A 20,647-nucleotide genomic window follows, 5' to 3' on the forward strand; every position below is an offset into this window, starting at 1 on the left:
CGATGTACGTCAGGGCCAACGAATGAGCCGGGGCGGCCAGGCATCAGCGCGCAAAAAGCAACGTCACTGCCTCGCAAAATGGTCCCTTGAACGTCGCATCCACCGCCGTCATGCGCCCCACTCATCAAACTGTGTAACAGATCTTACAAGCAACTTCACAGAATCTTTGCACCCGCTAATCGTGACAAAGGGTACGTTCACCCAAACTCGGGGTTTAGGCAGCCGGCACCTGGTTACTTATTCGTATCTCGACTGAAACAGGAGCCGTGCTCTGATGGTCCAAGTTTCGCGTCCTCGCAGCAAATCACATATCAGCACACCCAAGGAAGGTGACATGCCGACCCAGCATTCCATTAGTTCCATCGAGCCTGCAGGAAGCGGGGCGAGCATGTCGACTAGAGAACTTCTCAAAGCGGCCGCCGATGAAGTTTGGAGGCCATACATGTATCACCAGACGTTCGAGGGCGCGGATGCGGCCCAGATTATCGCCGAGGACGGGCAGCAGCCAAGGGTTCATACTGGCGAGGCTCTTTGTTGCGGCACATTCGGCGAGTTGCTACAAGGCCAGTTACCGGTCGGCTCCGTTCTCCGGGACCCTCATTTCTTGGTCACGATGCCCATCGCGCTCTTTGCGCGAGCTCACTTCATGCCGATTGCAGGCACACGATCTGTAACCGTTTATCCGTCGCATAAAGTCAAAGCAAAACGACTGGCTGAGAATCTCGTGATTGCACTCGGCGCCTCTGGAGGAATTCTGCTTTTACAATCTGAGCTCCCCGAAGGCAAAGGGCTGGCGAGTTCGTCTGCGGATCTTGTTGCGGCTGCACGGTCAATCGCCTGCTGCTTCAAGCGTAGAGTCCGGACATCATTGATCGAGAACCTAATGGCGGAGATCGAGCCATCCGACGGAGTGATGTATCCGGGTGTGGTCGCATATCAACAGCGAGCATGTCGCCTGCTCTCCTTCCTCGGGCAAATGCCGCCGCTTGCAATCGTAGGTATCGATGAAGGAGGCACGGTCGAAACCGTCGACTATGATCAACGGCGAGGGGAAATCTCCAGCAGTTGCAGAGCAGAATATCAAGAACTACTCAATCGCGCACGGAAAGCAATTCCGCAGGGTGATACTGCGACGATAGGCAGAATAGCTACGTCCAGCGCGCTCCTGCATCAGGAGCGGGCTCCAAAGGAGCATCTGAACTCGATGCTGAAAGCATCCGAGGCCACTGACGCTCTCGGGATCATCGTCGCGCACAGCGGCACAATGATTGGAATCCTGCTTGATCGAATGGCGGCTGACTTTCCACCAAAGCTTCGGTCCGTGCTCGCCCATGTATCGCCGTTCGACAACTCGCCAAAAATATATCTGACCATGTGACTGGCTGCTGGTGAGGTAAGCAATATGGACGCTGTTCGCAAATACCTGCCATTCTCTGGCTATTCTGATGCCTATGCTCTCCCCAGCATTATTAGGTGTGAGACGAACCTGTATCTGGCGCAGTTCGCGTTCATGAAGCTTCTCCCGGCGAAGTACATCATTGAGGAAGCGCTGGCACGAGGGACTTTGACGCACGGCATGAAAGTTCTCGAGACATCGAGCGGAACTTTCGCGCTGGGTTTGGCCGTAGTTTGCCGGGAACGTGGATTCCAGCTCGAAATCTTCACAGACCCAGTGATGGACAAAGGCCTGGAAAACAGGTTGAGCTCCTTGGGAGCCGAAGTCGTCATAATAACTGAAAAGGCGAAGGAGGGTGGCTATCAAAGAAGCCGCCTCGACGCATTACACGCTAGGATGAGACAGTTGGGTCAGTCCTGTTTCTGGCCCCGGCAATACGAAACACCCGATAACCCCGCAGCCTATAAGCTCTTCGCCGATCAGATATCGGGGGTGTTGGACGCCGACGTAACGTTGGTCGGTTCTGTGGGGTCAGGCGGCTCTACTTGCGGAACGATAGAGCGTCTCCGCCAAAAAGCCCCTGGCGCGCGCCTGATTGGAGTGGACACCTTCAATAGCGTCATTTTTGGCCAACAGGATGGCGAACGGAAACTGCGGGGGCTTGGGAACAGTCTTGTCCCCAAGAACGTGAAGCATGAACTGTATGACGAGGTGCATCTCATCTCAGCTCCGCTCGCATTTGCTGCAACGCGAACCCTTCACGAGCGGCACGCCCTTTTCGCCGGTCCGACCTCCGGAGCGAGCTACATCGTTGGGCGCTGGCGCGCCCGGCAGTATCCAGAAGAGACCGTAGTGGTCATATGTCCTGATGAAGGCCACCGCTACGTCGAAACTGCATACGACCCCGAGTGGGTCAAGCAGAACGCATGTCTGAATGAAAATGTATCGCTGGACGCGCCGGCAACCGAAAATCACCCCTCGACCGCCCTCCCACCATGGAACCGATATCTTTGGAAGCGGAAAAGCCGGGAAGCTGTCCTAAAGGCGCTGGAGCAGACTTCATGATGAACCGAGGTAGCTTCCTTTTCGTGGAAAGCAACACGACTGGCACTGGCGAACTATTGCTGAAGCGGGCCCGACTCCTGGGCTTTGAGACCTTCCTCGTTACCCGCAATCCTGCGCGCTATCCGTTTCTTAAGCACTCCGTCGCCCAAGTGATCGAAGCTGAAACGCGCAGTCCAGACGAACTCATCGGGGTCGCCGCCAAATTAAGAGGCCTGGCAGGAATATACTCGTCGTCGGATTATTTTGTGGAAGCAGCGTCAAGTGCCGCGATGGCGATGGGGCTATCAGCTGCGAATCCGCAGGCTATAGCCACATGCCGGAACAAATGGAAGCAAGCGGCCGAGTTACAGCGACAATCAATCACTATCCCTGAAACACGGCTGGCCACTTCCGGCAGAGACGTCGAGAATATTCTTGCCCAAGCCACTCTACCGGTGGTCGTCAAGCCGGTGTCCGGAAGTGGTAGCAGCGGCGTGAGGTTGTGCGATAGTGCCGCAGCCGCCATCAAGGCGTTTGAGAGCGCACGGAGCGCACTGCTCGATCAAGTAGATCTGCCCAGTCCCGACATCCTCATCCAGCAATATGTCGAGGGTAAGGAATACTCTGCAGAGATAATTGCGTACGATGGGACGCTGCATTGTCTTGGAATTCTTGCCAAGCATAAGGGGCCGGCGCCCTGCTTCGTCGAGATAGGGCACGATTTCCCGGCCCCGCTTCCGGAGCCGTCCCTCAAGCAACTGGCTTCCTTTGCTGAGCGAGCGGTGTCTGCGCTGGGCCTGAGGTTCGGACCGGCTCATGTAGAGTTCGTGATAGCAGAGTCGGGGCCTGTCATCATTGAGGTCAATCCAAGGCTAGCTGGAGGAATGATTCCAGTCATGCTCTCCCACGTCCTGGGAACGTCAGTCCTTGACATGGTGATTAGACTTTACGCGGGAGAAGGATTCACGCCTCCACGGGCGAGCGCAAGGGCGGGAGCCATCCGTTTCCAACTCGCTCGCAAATCCGGCAAGCTCAAACGCCTGGATTTCTCTCGAAAATCAGACCCGACAACGCCCGAGGCGGGTTTTCTGAAATCTGAGGGGGAGGAAGTTCAAATAAATGGCGACTTCAGAGACCGGATAGCCTACGCCATAGGCGTCGCTGATGAACTCAATGCCGCCACCGCGGGCGCTGAACGGATGATCGATTCCCTTGTGATCGATATCGAGCCGGCCGCTGGCGAATCGGACAACACGCAAGTCGCTGGGTCAAGCGAGGGCAGGTGGCACCTACATCCTGAAGCGATGAAGTTGCTCGCCCCGCCTATCGAACTCTCGCGTGACGGCCGCCTTCTGCAGCACCAAGCGACCATAGACGAAGCACATCTGGTGATGCTCGCGGACCAAGGCTTGGTCTGCCAGGCAGACGCTGCCGATCTCCTCAAGCATATCTTGGACCTCCAGGACGAGGGCTTTCAATCTTTGGAGGGCCGCGATGCTCCGCGTGGCCTCTATCTTGCCTATGAAGCCGAACTTGCGGCCAGAGCTGGCCTGGAAAAGGCCGGCTGGCTGCACCTGGCGAGGTCCCGCAATGACCTGAACGCGACCATTTCTCTCCTGGCTCTCCGGGAGGCCGCGTGTTCCATCTCCCGAGAAATAGGAATTGCACAAGATGCCCTCCTTCAGCGAGCGGAAGAGGCATCAAGACTTGTGGCCCCGTTGTACAGTCAATACCAGATCGCACTCCCTGGGTCGCCAGGGCACTACCTGCTTGGCGTCTTCTTCGCTCTGGGACGCGAGCGCCAGCGCCTCCATTGCCTGCTGGACGACATCAGTAACTGTCCTATGGGAGCTGGTGCCGGCGGAGGCACCAGCATGCCTATAGATCCCTTGAAGACTGCAAATCTTCTGGGATTCGAACTACCGTCATTCAACTCACTCGATGCTGTCGCAAGCCGCGATCATTATCTGCAAGGGCTTTCAATCTTTGCTGGCGTTTCAATCTTGCTCAGCCGTGTGGCCCAGGACCTGCAGGTTTGGACGACACGGGAGTTTGCTCTCATCGATGTTCCTCACTATCTTGCCGGCGGGTCTTCCATGCTGCCGCAAAAGAAGAACCCGTTTCTGCTTGAACACATCAAGGGATCGGCTAGCACCGTGGTTGGAGCCTACGTTTCCGCGGCAACAGCCACCTGCAAATCGCCATTCAGCAACTCGATCGAAACGAGCAACTACGGCTGCTCTTCATTGGGACTCGCAGAAGATGCCCTGAAGAGGGCCATCATCCTCACATCGCTTATCGTGAAATACATGTCGTTCAACGTGAAGTCTATGCGCGAATATCTGGAAGACGGGTCATCAATGACGGCCGTCGCCGCCGAACGGATGGCGTCGCGAGGCATCCCTTTCAGGACGGCCCACACACAAATTGGGGAGATCGCCCAGCGCCTGTCTCAGGATAGCTGCGTCGCGCAGCGCCGAAGCGAGCTTGCCAGCCAACTCGCTGATGTGTTGCCGGCGAGTCTTGAAGAATGCAGGGACGCTCTACAGTTCGGAGGAGGACCCGGAAAAAGATCAACCGACGACCAGCTTTCCGTAGCAAAAGCGCTTTTTCGGGACATGCAGCTGAAATGCGCCGAGATATCGGAACGCTGGGCGCACGCTGAGGTGCACTGCAAAGCGAGGGTGAAAGAACTCATTGATAGATATCGATCCACTTGAAGGAGTGGAGTATGTGGCCAAAGTCTGACGGGGTTCTGGGGAACCGGACAGGGGTTGCGGACCAGAGCGTAACCCGAGCTGATTGTATCGGGATTGAACGACGCCGCTGACTGGCGTGAGGAGAGAGGTCGCGTATCCTGCTGCGCCGTCGCGATCATCCAGGCCCGGCCGCGGCACTAAGATTGGCCAAGGCCAGCCTTTGAGTGTAAGCGGTCAGCCCATGTCGCCAGGCTTGAGGCTCCAGGCATGAGCGCTTTGATCTCGGATGCTGGCCAGCCTTGAGTGATGCGGGTCAAGGTCTGTGAGATCTCAATTCGCGTATGCATTATATTAGTCGGCCTCGGCGCCGCACATCATGGCCGGATCAGCAACATCGCACGCAGCCACGTGCGTATTCCGACGAAGCCGGCCATCGATTCCGATTTGAAGCCGGCCAGTCATTCCGATTTCATTCCGGCCGGTGTTCCGATTTGAAGCCGGCCATTTTTCGGACTGATCCTGGGTCTCGTTGATGTTTGGATTGGGTTTCGTTTCAGGTCAAGCTTGCGCTGTTTCGGTCGCTCTTGGCGAGCGCTGTTTTCGCATGCTTTCACCGGTGAGATCGATGCGATAGGCGTTGTGAACGAGGCGGTCGAGGATGGCATCGGCCAGAGTTGGGTTTGCAATGATCTCGTACCAGTGATCCAGTGGCAGCTGACTGGTGACGATTGTCGATCGGCGTTCGTAGCGGTCTTCAATGATCTCAAGCACATCACGCCGCTGGTCATCATTGAGTTTTTCCGGTCCCCAGTCATCGAGAATGAGAAGGTCGGTTTTGGCGAGTTGCTTGAGGATCCGGCCATAACGTCCGTCGCCTCTCGCGAGGGCAAGTGTTGCAAACAGCCGGGGAACGCGGTGATAGGCGACGGAGAAATCCTCTCGGCAAGCTTTGTGGCCTAGCGCACAGGCCAGCCAGCTCTTGCCGACGCCCGCCGGCCCGGTGATGAGAAGACTGTGATGCTTGCGAATCCAGTCGCAGCCGGCGAGCGCCATGAACAGATTGCGGTCAAGCCCGCGTGCGGCACGAAAGTCGGCATTCTCGATCTGTGCGTCATGGCGAAGCTTTGCAGCTCTGGCGCGGGCTTCGAAACGCTTCTGGCGGCGCATGGTAGCCTCGCGCTCGAGCAGCATGGCAAGCCATTCGCCATGCTCGAGGCCGCGTGCTTCGGATTGTGCGTCGAGTTCCTGGAAGGCGGTGGCCATGCCATGAAGGCCGAGTTCGCGCAGCATGTCGATGGTCGGATGGATAAGCATTGGTGTGTCTCCTCAATGAAAGTAATCAGGGCCACGCAGATTGGCGTGATCGACGATGGCGGTCGGTTCGGTGGAATGCCTTGCGGCCTTGTGATTGGCGATGAGCGAGGCGATGCTCTTGCAGTTCAGCCCACCGATCTCGACAGCGCGGGCTGACACGGCTTCGGCGCGATCGCGTGTGACATCGCGAAACAGGCGCAGGACACCCAGGCATGTTCGAAAGCCTTGTTCAGGATGTGGGCGGCTGGCGAGGATTGCGACAACCAAGCCTTCCGTCTCGGGGCCGACGGATGCGGCCCAGCGACGGAAACGATCCGGCGTCCACTCGGCATATCGCCGGTGGGAGCTGGGCATATGATCCGGATCAGTCCCATGACGAGGGCCGCCATAGCGGCGCTGATGGACGGCAATGCGCTTGCCGCGGTGGAAGATCTCGATGGTGCGTGCCGTTGCTCTCAGATCGACTTGCTGGCGAATGAGGCTGTGCGGTACGGAATAAAAGAAGGTCTTGAACTCGACATGGTAATCCGTCGAGACGCGGGCCAAACGCCACTCGGCGAATTCGTAGTCTTTGCTCGGAAGGCTTGCGAGCGCAGCACGCTCGACGCTCTCAAACAGTTGCCGGCGACTGACGCCCAGCCGACGCATGACGTGATCATTGATGCGATCGAGTGCCTGGCGAATGGCGGCATTGGCCTCGGCCAGCGAGAAGAAGGTCTGGTTGCGCAGCCGCCCCAGAATGCATGACTGGGCGAAACGCACGCCGTTCTCGACTTTCGATTTGTCCTTCGGCCGTCGCGGCCGTGCCGGAAGAACGCCGACGCCATAATGGGATGCCATCATGCCGTAGCTGCGATTGATCTCGGGATCGTAGAAGCTGGCGCGGCTGACGCCCGACTTCAGATTGTCGGGGACGATCAGTCGGGGAACGCCATCAAAAAAACGAAACATCCTGACGTGTGAACCAATCCAATCAGGCAGTGTCTGGGTCCAGGTTGCTTCGGCATAGGTGAAGCTGGACGCTCCCAAGACCGCCACAAAGATCTCCGCCTCACGGATCTCGCCGGTGTCTCGATCAACCATCGGGGTCCTCTTGCCGGAATAGTCGACGAAGACCTTGTCGCCGGCGGCGTGTTCCTGGCGCATCGTCGGGGAAAGCCGCTGTTCGAAGCTGCGAAAGAGCTCGCAGAACCGGCTGTAGCCAATCCGTCGGGATGACTTCCTCGATACTCCTCCCACAAGATGAGGAGCGTGACGCCCGGCTTCTTGAGCTCGACGGCAAGATGGGCCCAGTTCGGCTCTGTGCGCCGCCGCGTGCCCTGTTTGACGCCATTGCGAGCGAAGAGTTTGCTCTCAAGCGCGTCATCGGTCAGCTCGCCTGGCAGGGGCCAGCTCAACCCCATTGTCGCTGCGCGCCGCAGATTATCCTGCACCGTACTGCGTGCTATTCCCAGCACGACCGCAATCTCGCGGGAACTGGTCCCGCTTCCGGCAAGCCGAAGCATTTGTCTCAACTGTCTCATGGTCAGCCTTCTCTTTGCCGGCATCAAAATGTCCCCGTTCATCGCGAGGCAATTGATGCCAAAGTTTACCCAGGAGGTAATCTTCAGTGCCGAAAACTGGCCGGTCTTTGGTTGGAATGGTGGCCGGCTTCATACCGGAATGGTGGCCGGTGTTTGATCGGAATGGCGGCCGGCTTCACGTCGGAATCCGCAGCCACGCTTGCGCGATGCGGGTGAAAGTGCTTGGACAGCCGCGAAGGCGGCGGGTCCGTTACAGCGCGCTTCGTCCCTATCCGGGCCAGGCGCCGACGATCGGGTTGCCGACGTCGCTGTAGCGCGCAAGTCGAGGTGTCGTCGTGTGTAGAGACCGCTTGCATAGTATGCGGCGCGCGAACTTCCATCGGCCGGACATCCTCCTGCGACGCTGATACAAAGAGATGACAGACATGCTCCCGCCTCTCGACCTGGATGCGATTCTTTGTGAGGCCTGGCAAACGCAGCTCGACGTTTTCGATCTAAAAATCCTGCAATTGGCGCAGTTCGACGTAAGCGCGAATTTCCCCGCACCTTTTGCTGTTGAGTGCTCTGATGCATGAGGTGTCCACCAAAATAGGTGGACACCTTGTGATGGAAGAAGATGAGCAGAAACTGCGGGTGAGGCTTGTCGGTCGGGACGGGCGACGCCGATACGACCCGGCATCGAAGGACCGTCTTGTCTCGGCCTGTCTTGAGCCTGGCGTGTCGGTATCGAGGCTTGCGCTCGAACATGGGGTCAATGCGAACCTTCTTCGGAAGTGGATAAAGAAGCGGGCGGAGACCCAGTCCCTCCCACAGCCCCCACCATCGGCGTTCATTCCGGTTCAGATTGAAAGCACTTCCGATCGGGCCTTGCTGCGACAGAGCAGCATGGCTGCGTTGGATTTGCCGGGGACTTGCGATGGGGCACGTAGGTCGGCATCGAAAAGGACAGCGCCTTTTTCCTCTCCAGCCAAGGTGAGCGCGTCGCTGCCGAACGGCGTGAAGTTGACGCTGGAATGCGGTGATGTGGATGCGTTGACGGCGACCATCGGAGCACTGGGTCATGTTCAGACTGGGCGCTGACCTGAAAGTCTACCTGCAACGCGAGCCAATCGACTTCCGGGCCGGCATCAACAGCCTTGCGGTTCTGGTCCAAGAGACGATGGCGCTCGATCCGTTTGCTCCGGCGGTTTTTGCGTTCTGCAATCGCCGTCGCGACCGGATGAAGCTCCTGTTCTTCGATCGGTCGGGCTTTGTGCTGGTCCTGAAGCGGCTGACCGAGGACAAGTTCCGGTGGCCGCGCTGGGAGGCAGCGGTGGTCACGCTTACGACCGAGCAATTGCACTGGATCCTCGACGGTATCGACATCGATGCGATGGTCCGCCATCCGGTGCGGCAATATCAGGTTGCGGGTTGAGGGCTCTCGAATTGAGCGGTTGACGCGGCGGCATGCTTTCGATTCAAGAATCTGATGAATCGACCCGGCGAACCGACTGTTGAAGCGTTGATGGCGCGTATTGCTGCGCTGCAGGCGAGAACCGTCAACTCACCGAACGCGTCGTCAAACTCGAGGAAGAGCTGGCGCTTGCACGACTGCATCGTTTTGCGCCGCGCAGTGAAAAGCACATTGACCGCCTCTTCAATGAAGCCGAACAGGCCGCGGATGAGGACGCCGCCGACAACGAAGATGGCGGCGTCGTTGTCCTGCCGGACACGGGCTTGCCGGCGAGCGAAGGGGCGACGGGAAAGAAGCGCGGCCGCAAGGCCTTGCCGGAAAACCTGCCGCGCGAGCGCGTCGAGTATGACCTTCCCGACGATCAGAAGGCTTGTCCTTGCTGCCGTCACCAGATGCATCGCATGGGCGAGGCCGTTACCGAGCAACTTCATATCGAGGTGAAGGCGAAGGTCCTGCAGAATGTGCGGTTCAAATATGCTTGCCGTCATTGCGACCGTACCGGCATCAACACGCCGGTCGTGACCGCGCCGATGCCCGCGCAACCCTTGCCGGGCAGCATCGCCACGGCCTCGACGCTGGCCTTCGCGCTCGTTCACAAATACGTCGACGGCACACCGCTCTACCGCCTGGCGCAGGCCTTCGAGCGCGCGGGCGTTCCTGTCAGCCGTGGCGCTCTGGGTCACTGGGTGATCGGCTCGAGCGAAAAGCATCTCGCCCGCATCTATGACGTGCTGAAGCTGCGGCTCAGATCGCAGCCCCTCATCCATGGCGACGAGACCACGGTCCAGGTGCTGAAGGAAATGGACAGAGAGGCCACCAGCACCTCGTACATGTGGGCATACCGGAGCGGCCACGACAGTGACGAGCCGATCGTGCTGCTCGATTATCAGCCGGGTCGCGGCCAGATACACCCGCAGACCTTCTTGGGCGATTACCGCGGCATCGTGATGAGTGACGGTTATTCCGCCTGGCGCACGCTGGAAGGAGCAACGCATCTTGGCTGCATGGCCCATTCCAGGCGGCGCTTCGTCGATGCCCTAAAGGCGAGGAAGAAAGGCGGCGGCCCGCCGGAACAGGCACTCCGGTTCTTCGAACAGCTCTATCGGGTTGAAAGGCAGGCGCGGAACGAAATCCCCGATGACGGCGAAACGCGAGATGACTGCATTCGCCGCTTCCGCCAGCAACATAGTGTCCCGATCCTCCATGCTCTCAAGGCATGGCTCGACGACATCGCCCCAAAAGTCTTGCCGGACAGCAAGCTCGGCGACGCCGTCTCCTACACCCTGAACCAATGGGGATATCTGACTCGTTACACCGAGGACGGCAGCATGCCGATCGACAACAATCTTCTCGAGCGTGACATCAGAATCTTTGCCACTGGCCGGAAAAGTTGGCTGTTCAGCGATACCGTCGACGGAGCCAGGGCCAGCGCCGTCATCTACAGCCTGATGTTGACCTGCCGCGCTTGTGGCGTCGAGCCGTTAGCCTGGCTGCGCCACGTCCTCACCGAATTGCCTCAACGCAACGAGGACGCTGATATCTACGATCTGCTGCCCTTCAACTTCGCCAAAGCAACAGCAGTCTGATCAGACCAGATACCGTTCCCAATTCGAAGGCCATCCGTCGAAAGCGCCGGCGTCAACGTGCAGGGAAAATCGCGCTTACAGTTCGACCACCTCATGCATCAGCGCGAAATTTCCGACCGTGTTGGCCTTTCGGCAGCGACAGTAGCTCGACGTCTTAAATGGCTTCGTTTCGCCGGGACAATTAGAAAGGACATTTCATTTTAAACGAGAGAGCGGTTGGGTCCTCTGACGGTCATCGTCGAGGTGCAGCTACCCCTTACGCTAGGCGAGGACGTATGGGTTCCGCTCGCTGACGGCCTCGCTCTGGCCTGCCGCCTCGCGAACCCGGGAGAGACGCGCCTCAATCTCCGCTGGTGCGGGGAGCTGAGGGAGCCGCAGAGTGTTCCTGTTCGCCAAGGGTTGGAAATGGTATGATGGACCACCTGATTAAGTCGCCGGCGCGCTGAAGTATTGCCTTGGTCTCAGCACGGGTGGGTGAAACGGCGATAACATGTCCGATAGTATCTCGGTAATCGCCTTTCCTTACAATCGACGTTTGGGGTTCAACATACAATTTGACCTCGGCGATACCGGGTATGGCAGTCAAGCGACTGTCGCCATCGATCCAATCGAGTATGCCATCGCGATCAGGAATCAGGAACCGCGCGGCCGCAGTCTGCGAATGCCTTGTGCGCAAATCCCATTCGTCGCCGATGACAAGCTTGATGTGCTCGGTAATGAGATCGACACCATAAGCCAGCTGAGTTACTTGAGGAATGATTCCACCTGGAAGGCGTGGATTGACTTCAATGACGACAGGCCCACGCTTCGTCCACCGGAATTCAATGTTTGTTGGCCCCCAGCCAAGGCCAAGAGCTCGCAAACAGCTTAGCGAAACGTCGGCGATACGTTTATACTCGTCATCAGTCAGAGGGGCCGGAAAGATGCTCTCACGAACGACGAAATGCGGTGGGGGGCCGAAGTCGGTGTCGGTAATCCCAACGACCTCATTTCCCATAATATGAGCGCTATAATGCGAGCCTTGTGCGAATTCTTCGACCAGTATCCGCGGCGAAGAGCGCAAAATGTGCTTCCCGCCCGACAGATAAGTCGTATGTTCGACCAACTCATCGACGGTGCGGCACAATCGGACACCGTTGCTACCGCTGCCTACGGCTGGCTTAACAACCACCGGCAGGCCGATCTCCGCGGCAGCGCTTTCCACCTCCGTCGCATCCGATGCCAAACGATAAGCAGGCATTGGAACGCCAGCCTGCGTGAGGAACTGCCGTTGATCGAATTTGTCGCAGCATCGTTCAAGGGATTCGGGGTTCGGTCCCGGTAGATCGAAATGTCGGCAGAGCTTGCCAACTGTCGCATAGACCGACTCGTCGAGGCCCGTAAAGCCAGTAATTCCAGCGATGTCATAGGTCGCACGTAGCCGGGAACATTCGTGGCTCAGCGCATCGAGATTGTCTGTATCGACACGGACTGCCTCAAACCCCTCCGCCGCAAGATAGTCGTAAAGAGCTGGATTAGACGACAGCGTAATTGGATGCAGACCAAGACGCTGGGCCGCTTTCACGTACAGCAGACCAATACTCTTGTGCCCTTCAAGCAGGATGAGTGCTCTTCTTGCCATTGCTACTGACCCTCTGTCGCATGCTGTTCCGAGCGGGATCGGCATCAGCCTCTGTAGCTGTGCCTACTATCGGGCTTTGCGGTGAAGGATACCATTGTCAGGGATCTTTGCCCGCAAAGAGTCTGTGAATTTTACTTGAAAGCATTGTTGCAACGTCTTCGGTGGCACGGGGCGTCTCGACAAATTTCGGAGTGTTGGGATGCTCAAGGGACGTCGCTCTGCACGGCGATCATGATTCTTTGACGGTTGCCTTTGGATAGGATCGGGCCAACTTGATGCGGGGCTTCGTCGGTGGAGAATATCCGCTTGATGCGCCGCGACAGGCCAGTTAGTGACTGTTACAAAAAGTTCAAAAATATAATGAAATAATTACAATTATTTCCTTCATAATCTCTATGGCGTATGCAATTAATGCCAAACAGCAGTTAAGCGAAATAGCCTTTAGCTTAGGAGATGAACATGAGAAACGACGAAAATAGCCCACTTTCGGCAAAAGAACTTGAAACATACTTCAGCGAAGATTATCTCTATTTTGGCGATGTTGTAAAATCTCCGGAGGAAAGTGACAGAGAAGCAGGAGCAATTTGGAAGCTTCTTTCACTAAAACAAGGCACCCCAGTTCTTGAGCTGGGATGCGGTTATGGGCGCATTACCAACCGATTGGCGGAAAAAGGAGCGCGAGTAACCGGACTGGATATCTCGCCTATCTTGCTGAAAAAAGCTGAAGCGGATGCGGCTGAACGACGGGTGAATGTTGAGTATGTTCCTGGCGATATGCGCTCACTCCCCTGGCGAGATCGTTTTGACGCGGCTCTTCTGTGGTTCACGAGTTTTGGCTATTTCGATGACGCTGAGAACGAGAGAGTTCTTCATGAAGCCGCTTGTTCACTTCGAAAGGGCGGGCGTCTGCTAATTGATCACCTCAATCGCTTCGCTTGGCTGCGCGACAAGTCGCCTACCTGCGAGATCGTGCAGCGCGATGATAATCTAAGAATCGACATAATGAAGACCGACGCACTGACGGATCGTATAAACTGGAAGAGGATTGTCGTCCGCGATGGATGCGTTAGACGAATGCGTTTTTCTTTCAGACAGTATGGGTTTCCCGAATACGATCGGATGTTGCGAAACGTGGGGTTTGATGCTGTTGAAGCCTATGGGCAGGATGGCGGGGCGTTCACACCTTATGGCCCGCGCATCGTTGTTGTTGCGCACAAGTAAATGGGCCATCGATGGCGATTTGGGTACTGATACCGGCCTGATCGCCGGGTAGTCCGAATAGTGAGTTGCGAGCGGACACCCGCAAAGGGGAACGAAGATATGGCGCAAGGAAAAGGCGCAGTCGACGGTCTTCGGCCCGGTCAACGCCGATCAGGCAATCGAACTCATTGTATGTTCATTCCCGCATTCTGATGAGGCTACGGCAGCATCTTCCTGCAACATTTTATGGTGCGGCATAGGGGCAGGGAAATTCGCCCGCCCGGTCTGCTAGGGCGAAAGCCGAATGGCTGCGCTACTTGACCACGACCTTCTCTGCGAGCCGTATCCGGTTAAAGACACTACTGTTCGGAACTCGACACAATGAGGCGCAAGCAATCCGCCGTTGCGGTGCAAAACACTACCGTTTTGCCCCTGTTGCTCGCACAACCTCCTCGGTGGCACGCCGATTGCACGGCCACGGTGGACTCGATGCGCCCATACCGGTGTCGCATGCTCCGACCGAGGAGGTCTACATGAAACTTACTCGAACAATCCAAATCAATGCTACAGACGCTCCACTGAGTGCGGTCCCGCCAATTGAAGCTTTGCCGCGTCCGACACGGGTGCCACTATCGCTTCCCCAGCAGCAGCTTTGGTTCCTGTCACGTGGGAAGGGCGGAAGTAAGGCCGATCTCATCCATGTGGGGCTTCGGCTCCGCGGCGAATTGGACGAGGCGGCCCTGCAGTCCGCCTTAAACGGGTTGGTGGCGCGTCATGAGGTGCTGCGCACCACCTTCGGGGTGGAGGACGGCGAGCCGTTCCAAAGGATTGGACCGGCGGACATCGGCCTGGCGCTGAAACGAGACGATCTGACGGCGGCAGCGGATGTCGAGGCGGCCCTCGCGGAGCTGATGCGTTTTGAAGGGCAGGCGGTGTTCGACCTGGAAGCCGGGCCGCTGATCCACACACGACTGGTGCGCTTGGCGGAGGACGATCATATGCTGCTGATCATCATGCACCGCATGGTCTCGGACGGTCGGTCGCGGGAGATTCTGATCGGCGAGCTTAGCGAGCTCTACGCCGCGGCCCGGGAAGGCCGCGCTGATCGGCTGAGGCCATTGCCGGTGCAGTATGCGGACTACGCGATTTGGCAGCGAGGACGGCTGGCAGGGGAACTCTTGCAGCGGCAGTCGGAATACTGGCTCCGAATGCTGGACGGCACGCCAGCGGTGCTGGAGCTGCCGACAGACCGGCCGCGTCCGGCGCAGTGGGACTACAATGGCAGTTACGTCGAGTTCGTGTTGCACGAGCGGCTGAGTGCACAGCTCAAAGAGCTGAGCAAGCGTCATGGGACGACACTGTTCGTAACCCTCCTTGCGGGCTGGTCGCTGGTACTGGCGCAGCTGTCGGGTCAGAACGAACTGGTGATTGGCACACCTCGCGCCAACCGCGCCCGCTCCGAGATCGAGGGGCTAATCGGCTGCTTCGTCAGGACCCTGGCGTTGCGGATTGATCTGTCCGGAGATCCGACACTGGAGACATTGCTAGAACGGGCGACTGCCGCCGCGCTTGGGGCGCAGGATGATCAGGACCTGCCATTTGAACAGGCGGTGGAACTCGTCGACGCGCCCCACAAACCGGAGGTTATACTTACATGGCAAAACAATCCTGGGGAGTCGGTTGAACTGCCGGGGCTCGAGCTTGAATATGTAGGCGTTGGCGATCGTGTCGCGCTACATGATCTTGCGCTTAACCTTTCCGGGGTCGGCGAGGCGATCTGTGGAAGGCTGATCTATCCGACGTCTCTGTTTGAGCGGAGCACGGTGGAGCGGTTTGTGAGCTATTTGCAGAAGGCGCTGAGCCAGATGGCGGCCGGCCCCGGGCAGAGAGTCTGGTCGGTACCGCTTCTGTTGGCGGAGGAACGTCGATTTGCCGTTGAATCGAACCCAGCGGAAGAGGCCTGTCTCCAGGACCGCTGGGTTCACGAACTGCTTGGGGCGCAGACGGAGCGGGATCCGAAAACGATCGCGGTTGCCTCCAAGGACCAGAGCCTTAGCGATGGAGAGCTAAAGGCGCGGGTGACCGCCGCGGGGCCTCTCGTTTGCCCTCCTCAAGCGCCACCCGCCAACTCGGCCCCGCGGTCCGACACAACGGTGATGAATTTTATCGAGGGGCCGCGCGTCGTCACCGAGGGGGAACTCCAAGCCAGTAGCATCATGCGTTATCATGTCACAAAGTCGTATCGTGAGCAGATCACCAACAGCGGTTATTACGAACAGCTCAAGCACATCGTGGAGCCTTCATTCCAAGAGTTCGAAAGTCCCGGAAACCTGGACACAAGCGGAGAGCTAGATAACACGGTCTTTCCCGGGTTTCAGCACAAGTACACCCAAACCGGGTTGTTGCTGGTCACGGACCGTTGCGCCTCATATTGCCGCTATTGCCTTCGCAAACGCCTTGTCGGAAAAGATTCCGATGAAATAGCAGCTGATTTCGCCCAAATTGGACAATATATTCGCGGCCATCCCGAGATGACGAACGTGCTGATAACAGGGGGCGACCCGCTGGTACTCAGCACGGCCAAGCTCGACAACATGCTTGATCATCTGCTGCCAATCCCACATCTGGATTCGATTCGATTCGGTACAAAAACACTGGCCTATCAGCCCAAACGGTTCGAGGATCCCGCTTTACCGGCCTTATTCAAACGGATCGACGAAGCGGGTAAGGCCGCAGTGATCGTCACACACTTCGACCACATCGGCGAAATCTCCGTCAAGGCGGAGCACGAGATTCGCTCCTTGCGCGCTCAGGGCGTGCAGTTCCTGAACCAAACCGTGCTTCTCGCGAAAGTCAACGATGATCCTGAGATCTTGGCTGCCACATTCGCCAAGTGTCACCAAATGGGTATCCGCCCGTATTATCTCTTTCAGGCCAGACCGGTGAAAGGCGCTTCCCATTTTCAGGTTTCACTGCGCCGCGGAATAGAGATTGCTCGCGGCATCAACCAACGCCTCAGCGGCATCCAAAAAACCTTCAAATACATCATGTCCCATCACACAGGAAAGATCGAGATCCTCGACCTTGGAGCCGATGGCCGCGTGTATATGCGATATCATCAAAACAAGAGTCCCGAAAAGATAGGCAAGATTTTTTCCCGGCCGCACCTCAAGGCGGCCTGCTGGTTGGAAGATTTGCCCGAAGGATGAGATCCAAAGGCGTGCATGAAATACGGCTTGCCGCGGTTGGCAGGTTCCTGATTGGCCCATATCAGAAGATAGCCGATAGGTATCCAGAAAACTCTATCACAGGTCTCTTGGTGCGCTACGGATACAAAATCCAATCAGAAGAAATAACGCGATACTATCGCTCGGCTCGCCGGCGATTGCTCACCAAGGAGTACTACAATGTTTCCTGACGGTATAGAGGCGCACATCGCCCGCTTAAAAGAGATAAATCCGTTGGCCTTCAAGGCCATCGAGCCCCGAATAGCTAGAGAATCATTCGACTGCCTTGCCGACCTGTCGCGCAATGAGTTCACCTCGGAAGGGCGTGGTTCGGAATACCTCGATAGCATCCAAGTGTCCCTGCTGGCACGATCGGAGGGCGTGATGGATCTTCTGGGCAAGATGCACCCCAATGGTCGCGACGGACTTTGTTCATCAATGATCATCTGCGATCTGCTCGCCGGTGACGGATACGTGAATAAGGTAGCGCACCGGCTATTGGGTGAGGGGCGCTGCCCGAGTTTCATCAACTCTGACGTTTCCCAATTCATGGTGGACCGTTGTATCCGAGATGGCCTGTTTGTGGTCTGGCAGGGCGCGACCGATCCGTTCTGGATTAAAGACGGATCGGTGGATGGTGTGCTGATGGCTTACGGCACGCACCACATTCCGCGCGCTCAGCGCGCTACCGCCGCTCGGGCGGCTGGGCGAATTCTCCGGCCCGGTGGCATGTTTGTTCTTCATGACTTTGAAGAGGGCTCACCCACTGCCCGCTGGTTCGCTGACGTGGTGTCAACTCATTCCGTGACCCCACATGACTATCCTCATTTTACCGCAGGCGAGGTGCTCGATCTGTTCGCTGCTGCGCCGTTCGATGAGGTAACTGTGCAGCGAATCAAAGACCCGTTCGTCTTCCACGGAGGAGACGAAGAGAGCGCTCTCCAACTGTTAGCCGAATACGTCGTGAAGATGTACGGGCTAGAGCAGCTCCGGAGCCACACGCAGCGCGTGCTCGCGCTCCTTGATGAATATTTCGGGCTCGTTGTCACGCAAACCTCTCACGGTGAGTTCGAAGCGCGCATAACGCGTAATGCCTTGGTAGGGAGCGGGCGACGCGTGTGAAACACATTATTGCTAGTCCCCATCAACGGCTCAGGCCCCAGCTTCCTCTGAGTTGTCGCGGCTTTCTGCTTGCACCGGGCAGAGGGACCTGTCGTCAGGACAGGCACGGCGTTGATCCTATGAGCGTAGCAGTTTTGCATCGCCTGTAAGGATTCAGGCACGAGCGCATCCACCGGCGTCCCACCATAGTCCCCGCAACCGGCGTCGCGGCCCGGTTTTGCTGTGTGCGCGCTGCAGTGCCCACGTGCGGTCAACAGCCGTTGCGATTGCGGCAATTTTTACAGCGGCGACAGTTGCACAAAGGCCGGCGCATCGCTCAGTCACTGCGCGCCGGTACGGGTTCATCAGGCAACCTGCTGGCCGCATCAACGGTTGTGCCCACGAGTGGTGTAGCTGACGACATTGGTCAGCCGTGCTCTCCGGCATTGGTCGGGCTGATCAGTCGTCCGTGAAGAGCTCGGAAGACTTTGATACAATTCATGATTCTGCTCGAGTTTGCATTTTACTTTGCCGAAAATCGTGGCTTGAGCGGCGATTTTCGGCAAATTGAAGCGTACCTGTACGCGGCATTCGACTGTTGTGACGAAGCTGCGAGGGAGCGAGCGATGCGGCCGAAGGAACGGCGCGAAAGACCGACCTGTTGCGATCCCGGCTCGACCAGATCCTCAACATGGATCATGCGCTGGTGAAACTGGCCCGTTCGATCGACTGGCGTTTCCTCGAACAACGGCTTGGCGCGGTCTATGACGACGATCCCGGCCGGCAGCCGCTGCCAACCCGGTTGATAGTGGGCCTGGCCCATTCTCAAGTCGATGCACAACCTGTCCGACGAGGCGCTGTGCGAGCGCTGGCTTCAGAACCCCTATGACCGTGTGCCTCGAAGCTGGCGTGTATTTGCCAGCGCAACTGTGTCGAAGATGGGAGACGAGGTCTCCCGGAGCCGGCCTGCAGGGGCACGCTCCAAACCATGCTGCTGCGCTCAAGAGGCGTGGTGGTGAACGATGGGGAGAAGGCGGCGCCCGACGCTGTCAGGTTGAGAAGATGAGCGCAAGCGAGCCGCTGATGACGCATCGAAACGGGTTCAGACGCTGTCGAAACGGACTCGGGTAATAACGCCCGGAGGAGTGTGGACGACACCTGCTTACGATCCACGCGGCAGCCGGTGGCATAGGCGGCATGAGCTCTGCACAGGCTTCGGCACGGAACGAGGGAACCTGGCATGGGCCGGCTGCGGTGCGGGAAGCTGCGGTTGGTCAGACCACCATTTGCGTGATACGGTCCGCGACCGTCGGTAGCCCAGAGGTCGCACGCCCCAGCCAGCCTTGGGGATCTCCACGCGCCTGGCGTTTCCATAGAATTCGTCGTGGATTGGGGAAAGATCGTCCAGCGACCAGGCTGCCGTCTCGAAAGTGTGGAGCGATGACTAAGAGCGGCTCGCCGAGCGCAGCTTTCCTCTCCCACTCACGCTTGGGCGAAAAAGGGAAACCGCCATATTTCCTTGGAGGCGGGACGATGTTCTTCCCATGCCGGCGGACCAGGAGATGCCGAGCCTGCTAAAGCGTCTCGGTCCATGGGACGCGCTATGCGAAAACATCTGGTGGCAATATTCGGACTTCCGCCACGCTCAAAAAAGTCGGAATTACAATTCCAGACATACGGTGACGCGTCTTCCTTTTGCAAATACAGCAAGAACATTCTTCGGATCACCAGGAACGGTTCACAGAAGATCAAGGAAGTTGCGTTGGTTGTCCCTACGTACAGGGCTTCGCTTTTAAGGTAACTTGCATGGGAGGCTGTGCGAGCCGATGCCGAAATGCGACGCCAATCTCGAAAAACGCAGTACCGCCTTCGCGTCCGAGACGGTGACGTAGGGCTGCTGCAAGAATTGTAGAGGTGACGCTCTCACACACCAAAGACCGTAATCTACCGTGAGCCTGAGCTCCTCCATGGAGACAGTCTCAACAGACTGCAAACAGACAGCCCGACCGTAATGAAGTGCAAAGCCAAAACAGGCAGGGGACCTTTGCAAATCACATGACTCGTGCGGTCCATCGGATTTAGATGCTCGATGTGGATTACATATATAGTTGATAAACTCAAGCTGCCTAATCCGCTGGCTGTCGTGCATGGATATGCGCAGGTTGGTCGGACGTAATGTGCAGAGGATCAGGTAAGGAAGCGTCTGACGCAGGAGCAGCTTGCCGAGATTTCCGGGTTCAGCCAGCAGTACATCAGCGGCTTGGAGAAAGGCCGAAGAAATCCGACGATCATCACGATCTATGAACTGGCATTGGCCCTCGGAGTCAGCCACACGGATCTGGTTCGGCCCGACGAACAGGCCTGACCCACCCGACTTCCAAGTAATTGCTACGGGCCCGGGGGGGGGGGGGGGGGGGGGGGGGGGGGGGGGGGGGGGGGGGGGGGGGGGGGGGGGGGGGGGGGGGGGGGGGGGGGGGGGGGGG

At 57.7% G+C, this 20,647-nt stretch carries 12 protein-coding genes and 4 pseudogenes; 13 read left to right on the plus strand and 3 right to left on the minus strand.

Features of this window, described 5'->3' with window-relative positions; translation table 11 throughout:
• Window positions 1–442 precede the first annotated feature (442 nt).
• The 3 genes from NKI50_RS29810 to NKI50_RS29820 are packed head-to-tail and all read left to right on the plus strand — an operon-like array spanning window position 443 to window position 5,160.
• Window positions 443–1,378, plus strand: coding sequence for a GHMP family kinase ATP-binding protein (locus NKI50_RS29810; RefSeq protein ID WP_352718548.1), 936 nt, complete (start codon window positions 443–445; stop codon window positions 1,376–1,378).
• Window positions 1,379–1,402: 24 nt separating this feature from the next.
• Window positions 1,403–2,461 (plus strand): cysteine synthase family protein, encoded by a 1,059-nt coding sequence (locus tag NKI50_RS29815; protein ID WP_352718550.1) that lies wholly within the window; start codon window positions 1,403–1,405, stop codon window positions 2,459–2,461.
• On the plus strand, window positions 2,458–5,160 hold the full coding sequence (locus NKI50_RS29820) for a lyase family protein (protein ID WP_352718553.1): 2,703 nt from the start codon (window positions 2,458–2,460) through the stop codon (window positions 5,158–5,160). Before NKI50_RS29815 ends, NKI50_RS29820 begins: the two co-directional genes overlap by 4 nt.
• A 537-nt stretch (window positions 5,161–5,697) precedes the next feature.
• Here the strand turns inward: NKI50_RS29820 and istB are convergent.
• On the minus strand, window positions 5,698–6,453 hold the full coding sequence (gene istB, locus NKI50_RS29825) for an IS21-like element helper ATPase IstB (protein WP_352480784.1): 756 nt from the start codon (window positions 6,451–6,453) through the stop codon (window positions 5,698–5,700).
• A 12-nt stretch (window positions 6,454–6,465) separates the two neighbouring features.
• Window positions 6,466–7,976 (minus strand): annotated as a pseudogene (gene istA, locus NKI50_RS29830) (IS21 family transposase).
• Window positions 7,977–8,401: 425 nt separating this feature from the next.
• Between istA and NKI50_RS29835 the strand changes: the two are divergent.
• The 5 genes and pseudogenes from NKI50_RS29835 (at window position 8,402) to NKI50_RS29855 (ending at window position 11,219) form a co-directional block, all read left to right on the plus strand.
• Window positions 8,402–8,551 carry a hypothetical protein gene (locus tag NKI50_RS29835; RefSeq protein ID WP_352718556.1) on the plus strand — a complete coding sequence of 50 codons (150 nt, stop codon included), beginning with the start codon at window positions 8,402–8,404 and terminating at the stop codon, window positions 8,549–8,551.
• A 31-nt stretch (window positions 8,552–8,582) separates the two neighbouring features.
• The gene (gene tnpA, locus NKI50_RS29840) at window positions 8,583–9,056 is read left to right on the plus strand and encodes an IS66-like element accessory protein TnpA (RefSeq protein ID WP_352718576.1); all 474 of its coding nucleotides are present in this window, start codon (window positions 8,583–8,585) and stop codon (window positions 9,054–9,056) included.
• Complete coding sequence (tnpB, locus tag NKI50_RS29845; RefSeq protein ID WP_352718558.1) at window positions 9,037–9,390, plus strand: IS66 family insertion sequence element accessory protein TnpB; 354 nt, start codon at window positions 9,037–9,039, stop codon at window positions 9,388–9,390. The genes tnpA and tnpB overlap by 20 nt, the downstream gene beginning before the upstream one ends.
• 54 nt (window positions 9,391–9,444) lie before the next feature.
• Window positions 9,445–11,015, plus strand: a pseudogene (gene tnpC / locus NKI50_RS29850) (IS66 family transposase).
• A 93-nt stretch (window positions 11,016–11,108) separates the two neighbouring features.
• Window positions 11,109–11,219: a winged helix-turn-helix transcriptional regulator gene (locus NKI50_RS29855; RefSeq protein WP_352718561.1), complete on the plus strand. Its 111-nt coding sequence runs from the start codon at window positions 11,109–11,111 to the stop codon at window positions 11,217–11,219.
• A 136-nt stretch (window positions 11,220–11,355) separates the two neighbouring features.
• On the opposite strand, the gene NKI50_RS29860 is transcribed toward NKI50_RS29855, so the two are convergent.
• Window positions 11,356–12,636, minus strand: a complete 1,281-nt coding sequence (locus NKI50_RS29860; protein WP_352718563.1) for an ATP-grasp domain-containing protein — start codon at window positions 12,634–12,636, stop codon at window positions 11,356–11,358.
• A gap of 459 nt (window positions 12,637–13,095) precedes the next feature.
• On the opposite strand from NKI50_RS29860, the gene NKI50_RS29865 reads away from it, so the two are divergent.
• From NKI50_RS29865 to NKI50_RS29885, 5 genes and pseudogenes are all read left to right on the plus strand, one after another.
• Window positions 13,096–13,857 carry a class I SAM-dependent methyltransferase gene (locus NKI50_RS29865; RefSeq protein WP_352718565.1) on the plus strand — a complete coding sequence of 254 codons (762 nt, stop codon included), beginning with the start codon at window positions 13,096–13,098 and terminating at the stop codon, window positions 13,855–13,857.
• 512 nt (window positions 13,858–14,369) lie between these two features.
• Complete coding sequence (locus NKI50_RS29870) at window positions 14,370–17,045, plus strand: condensation domain-containing protein (RefSeq protein WP_352718568.1); 2,676 nt, start codon at window positions 14,370–14,372, stop codon at window positions 17,043–17,045.
• A 198-nt stretch (window positions 17,046–17,243) separates the two neighbouring features.
• Complete coding sequence (locus tag NKI50_RS29875) at window positions 17,244–18,185, plus strand: methyltransferase domain-containing protein (protein WP_352718571.1); 942 nt, start codon at window positions 17,244–17,246, stop codon at window positions 18,183–18,185.
• 605 nt (window positions 18,186–18,790) lie between these two features.
• Window positions 18,791–19,051 (plus strand): annotated as a pseudogene (locus NKI50_RS29880) (transposase); the annotation flags it as partial.
• 1,260 nt (window positions 19,052–20,311) lie between these two features.
• Window positions 20,312–20,529 (plus strand): annotated as a pseudogene (locus tag NKI50_RS29885) (helix-turn-helix transcriptional regulator).
• Window positions 20,530–20,647 lie beyond the last annotated feature (118 nt).

The sequence above is a fragment of the Mesorhizobium sp. M0563 genome (assembly GCF_040321065.1).
Classification (GTDB): Bacteria; Pseudomonadota; Alphaproteobacteria; order Rhizobiales; family Rhizobiaceae; genus Mesorhizobium.

Bases quoted from the DNA above. Each gene is read 5' to 3' on its own strand.
- NKI50_RS29810 (WP_352718548.1), top strand. From the start codon at position 443: ATGTATCACCAGACGTTCGAGGGCGCGGATGCGGCCCAGATTATCGCC.
- NKI50_RS29815 (WP_352718550.1), top strand. From the start codon at position 1,403: ATGGACGCTGTTCGCAAATACCTGCCATTCTCTGGCTATTCTGATGCC.
- NKI50_RS29820 (WP_352718553.1), top strand. From the start codon at position 2,458: ATGATGAACCGAGGTAGCTTCCTTTTCGTGGAAAGCAACACGACTGGC.
- istB (WP_352480784.1), bottom strand. From the start codon at position 6,453: ATGCTTATCCATCCGACCATCGACATGCTGCGCGAACTCGGCCTTCAT.
- NKI50_RS29835 (WP_352718556.1), top strand. From the start codon at position 8,402: ATGCTCCCGCCTCTCGACCTGGATGCGATTCTTTGTGAGGCCTGGCAA.
- tnpA (WP_352718576.1), top strand. From the start codon at position 8,583: ATGGAAGAAGATGAGCAGAAACTGCGGGTGAGGCTTGTCGGTCGGGAC.
- tnpB (WP_352718558.1), top strand. From the start codon at position 9,037: ATGTTCAGACTGGGCGCTGACCTGAAAGTCTACCTGCAACGCGAGCCA.
- NKI50_RS29855 (WP_352718561.1), top strand. From the start codon at position 11,109: ATGCATCAGCGCGAAATTTCCGACCGTGTTGGCCTTTCGGCAGCGACA.
- NKI50_RS29860 (WP_352718563.1), bottom strand. From the start codon at position 12,636: ATGGCAAGAAGAGCACTCATCCTGCTTGAAGGGCACAAGAGTATTGGT.
- NKI50_RS29865 (WP_352718565.1), top strand. From the start codon at position 13,096: ATGAGAAACGACGAAAATAGCCCACTTTCGGCAAAAGAACTTGAAACA.
- NKI50_RS29870 (WP_352718568.1), top strand. From the start codon at position 14,370: ATGAAACTTACTCGAACAATCCAAATCAATGCTACAGACGCTCCACTG.
- NKI50_RS29875 (WP_352718571.1), top strand. From the start codon at position 17,244: ATGTTTCCTGACGGTATAGAGGCGCACATCGCCCGCTTAAAAGAGATA.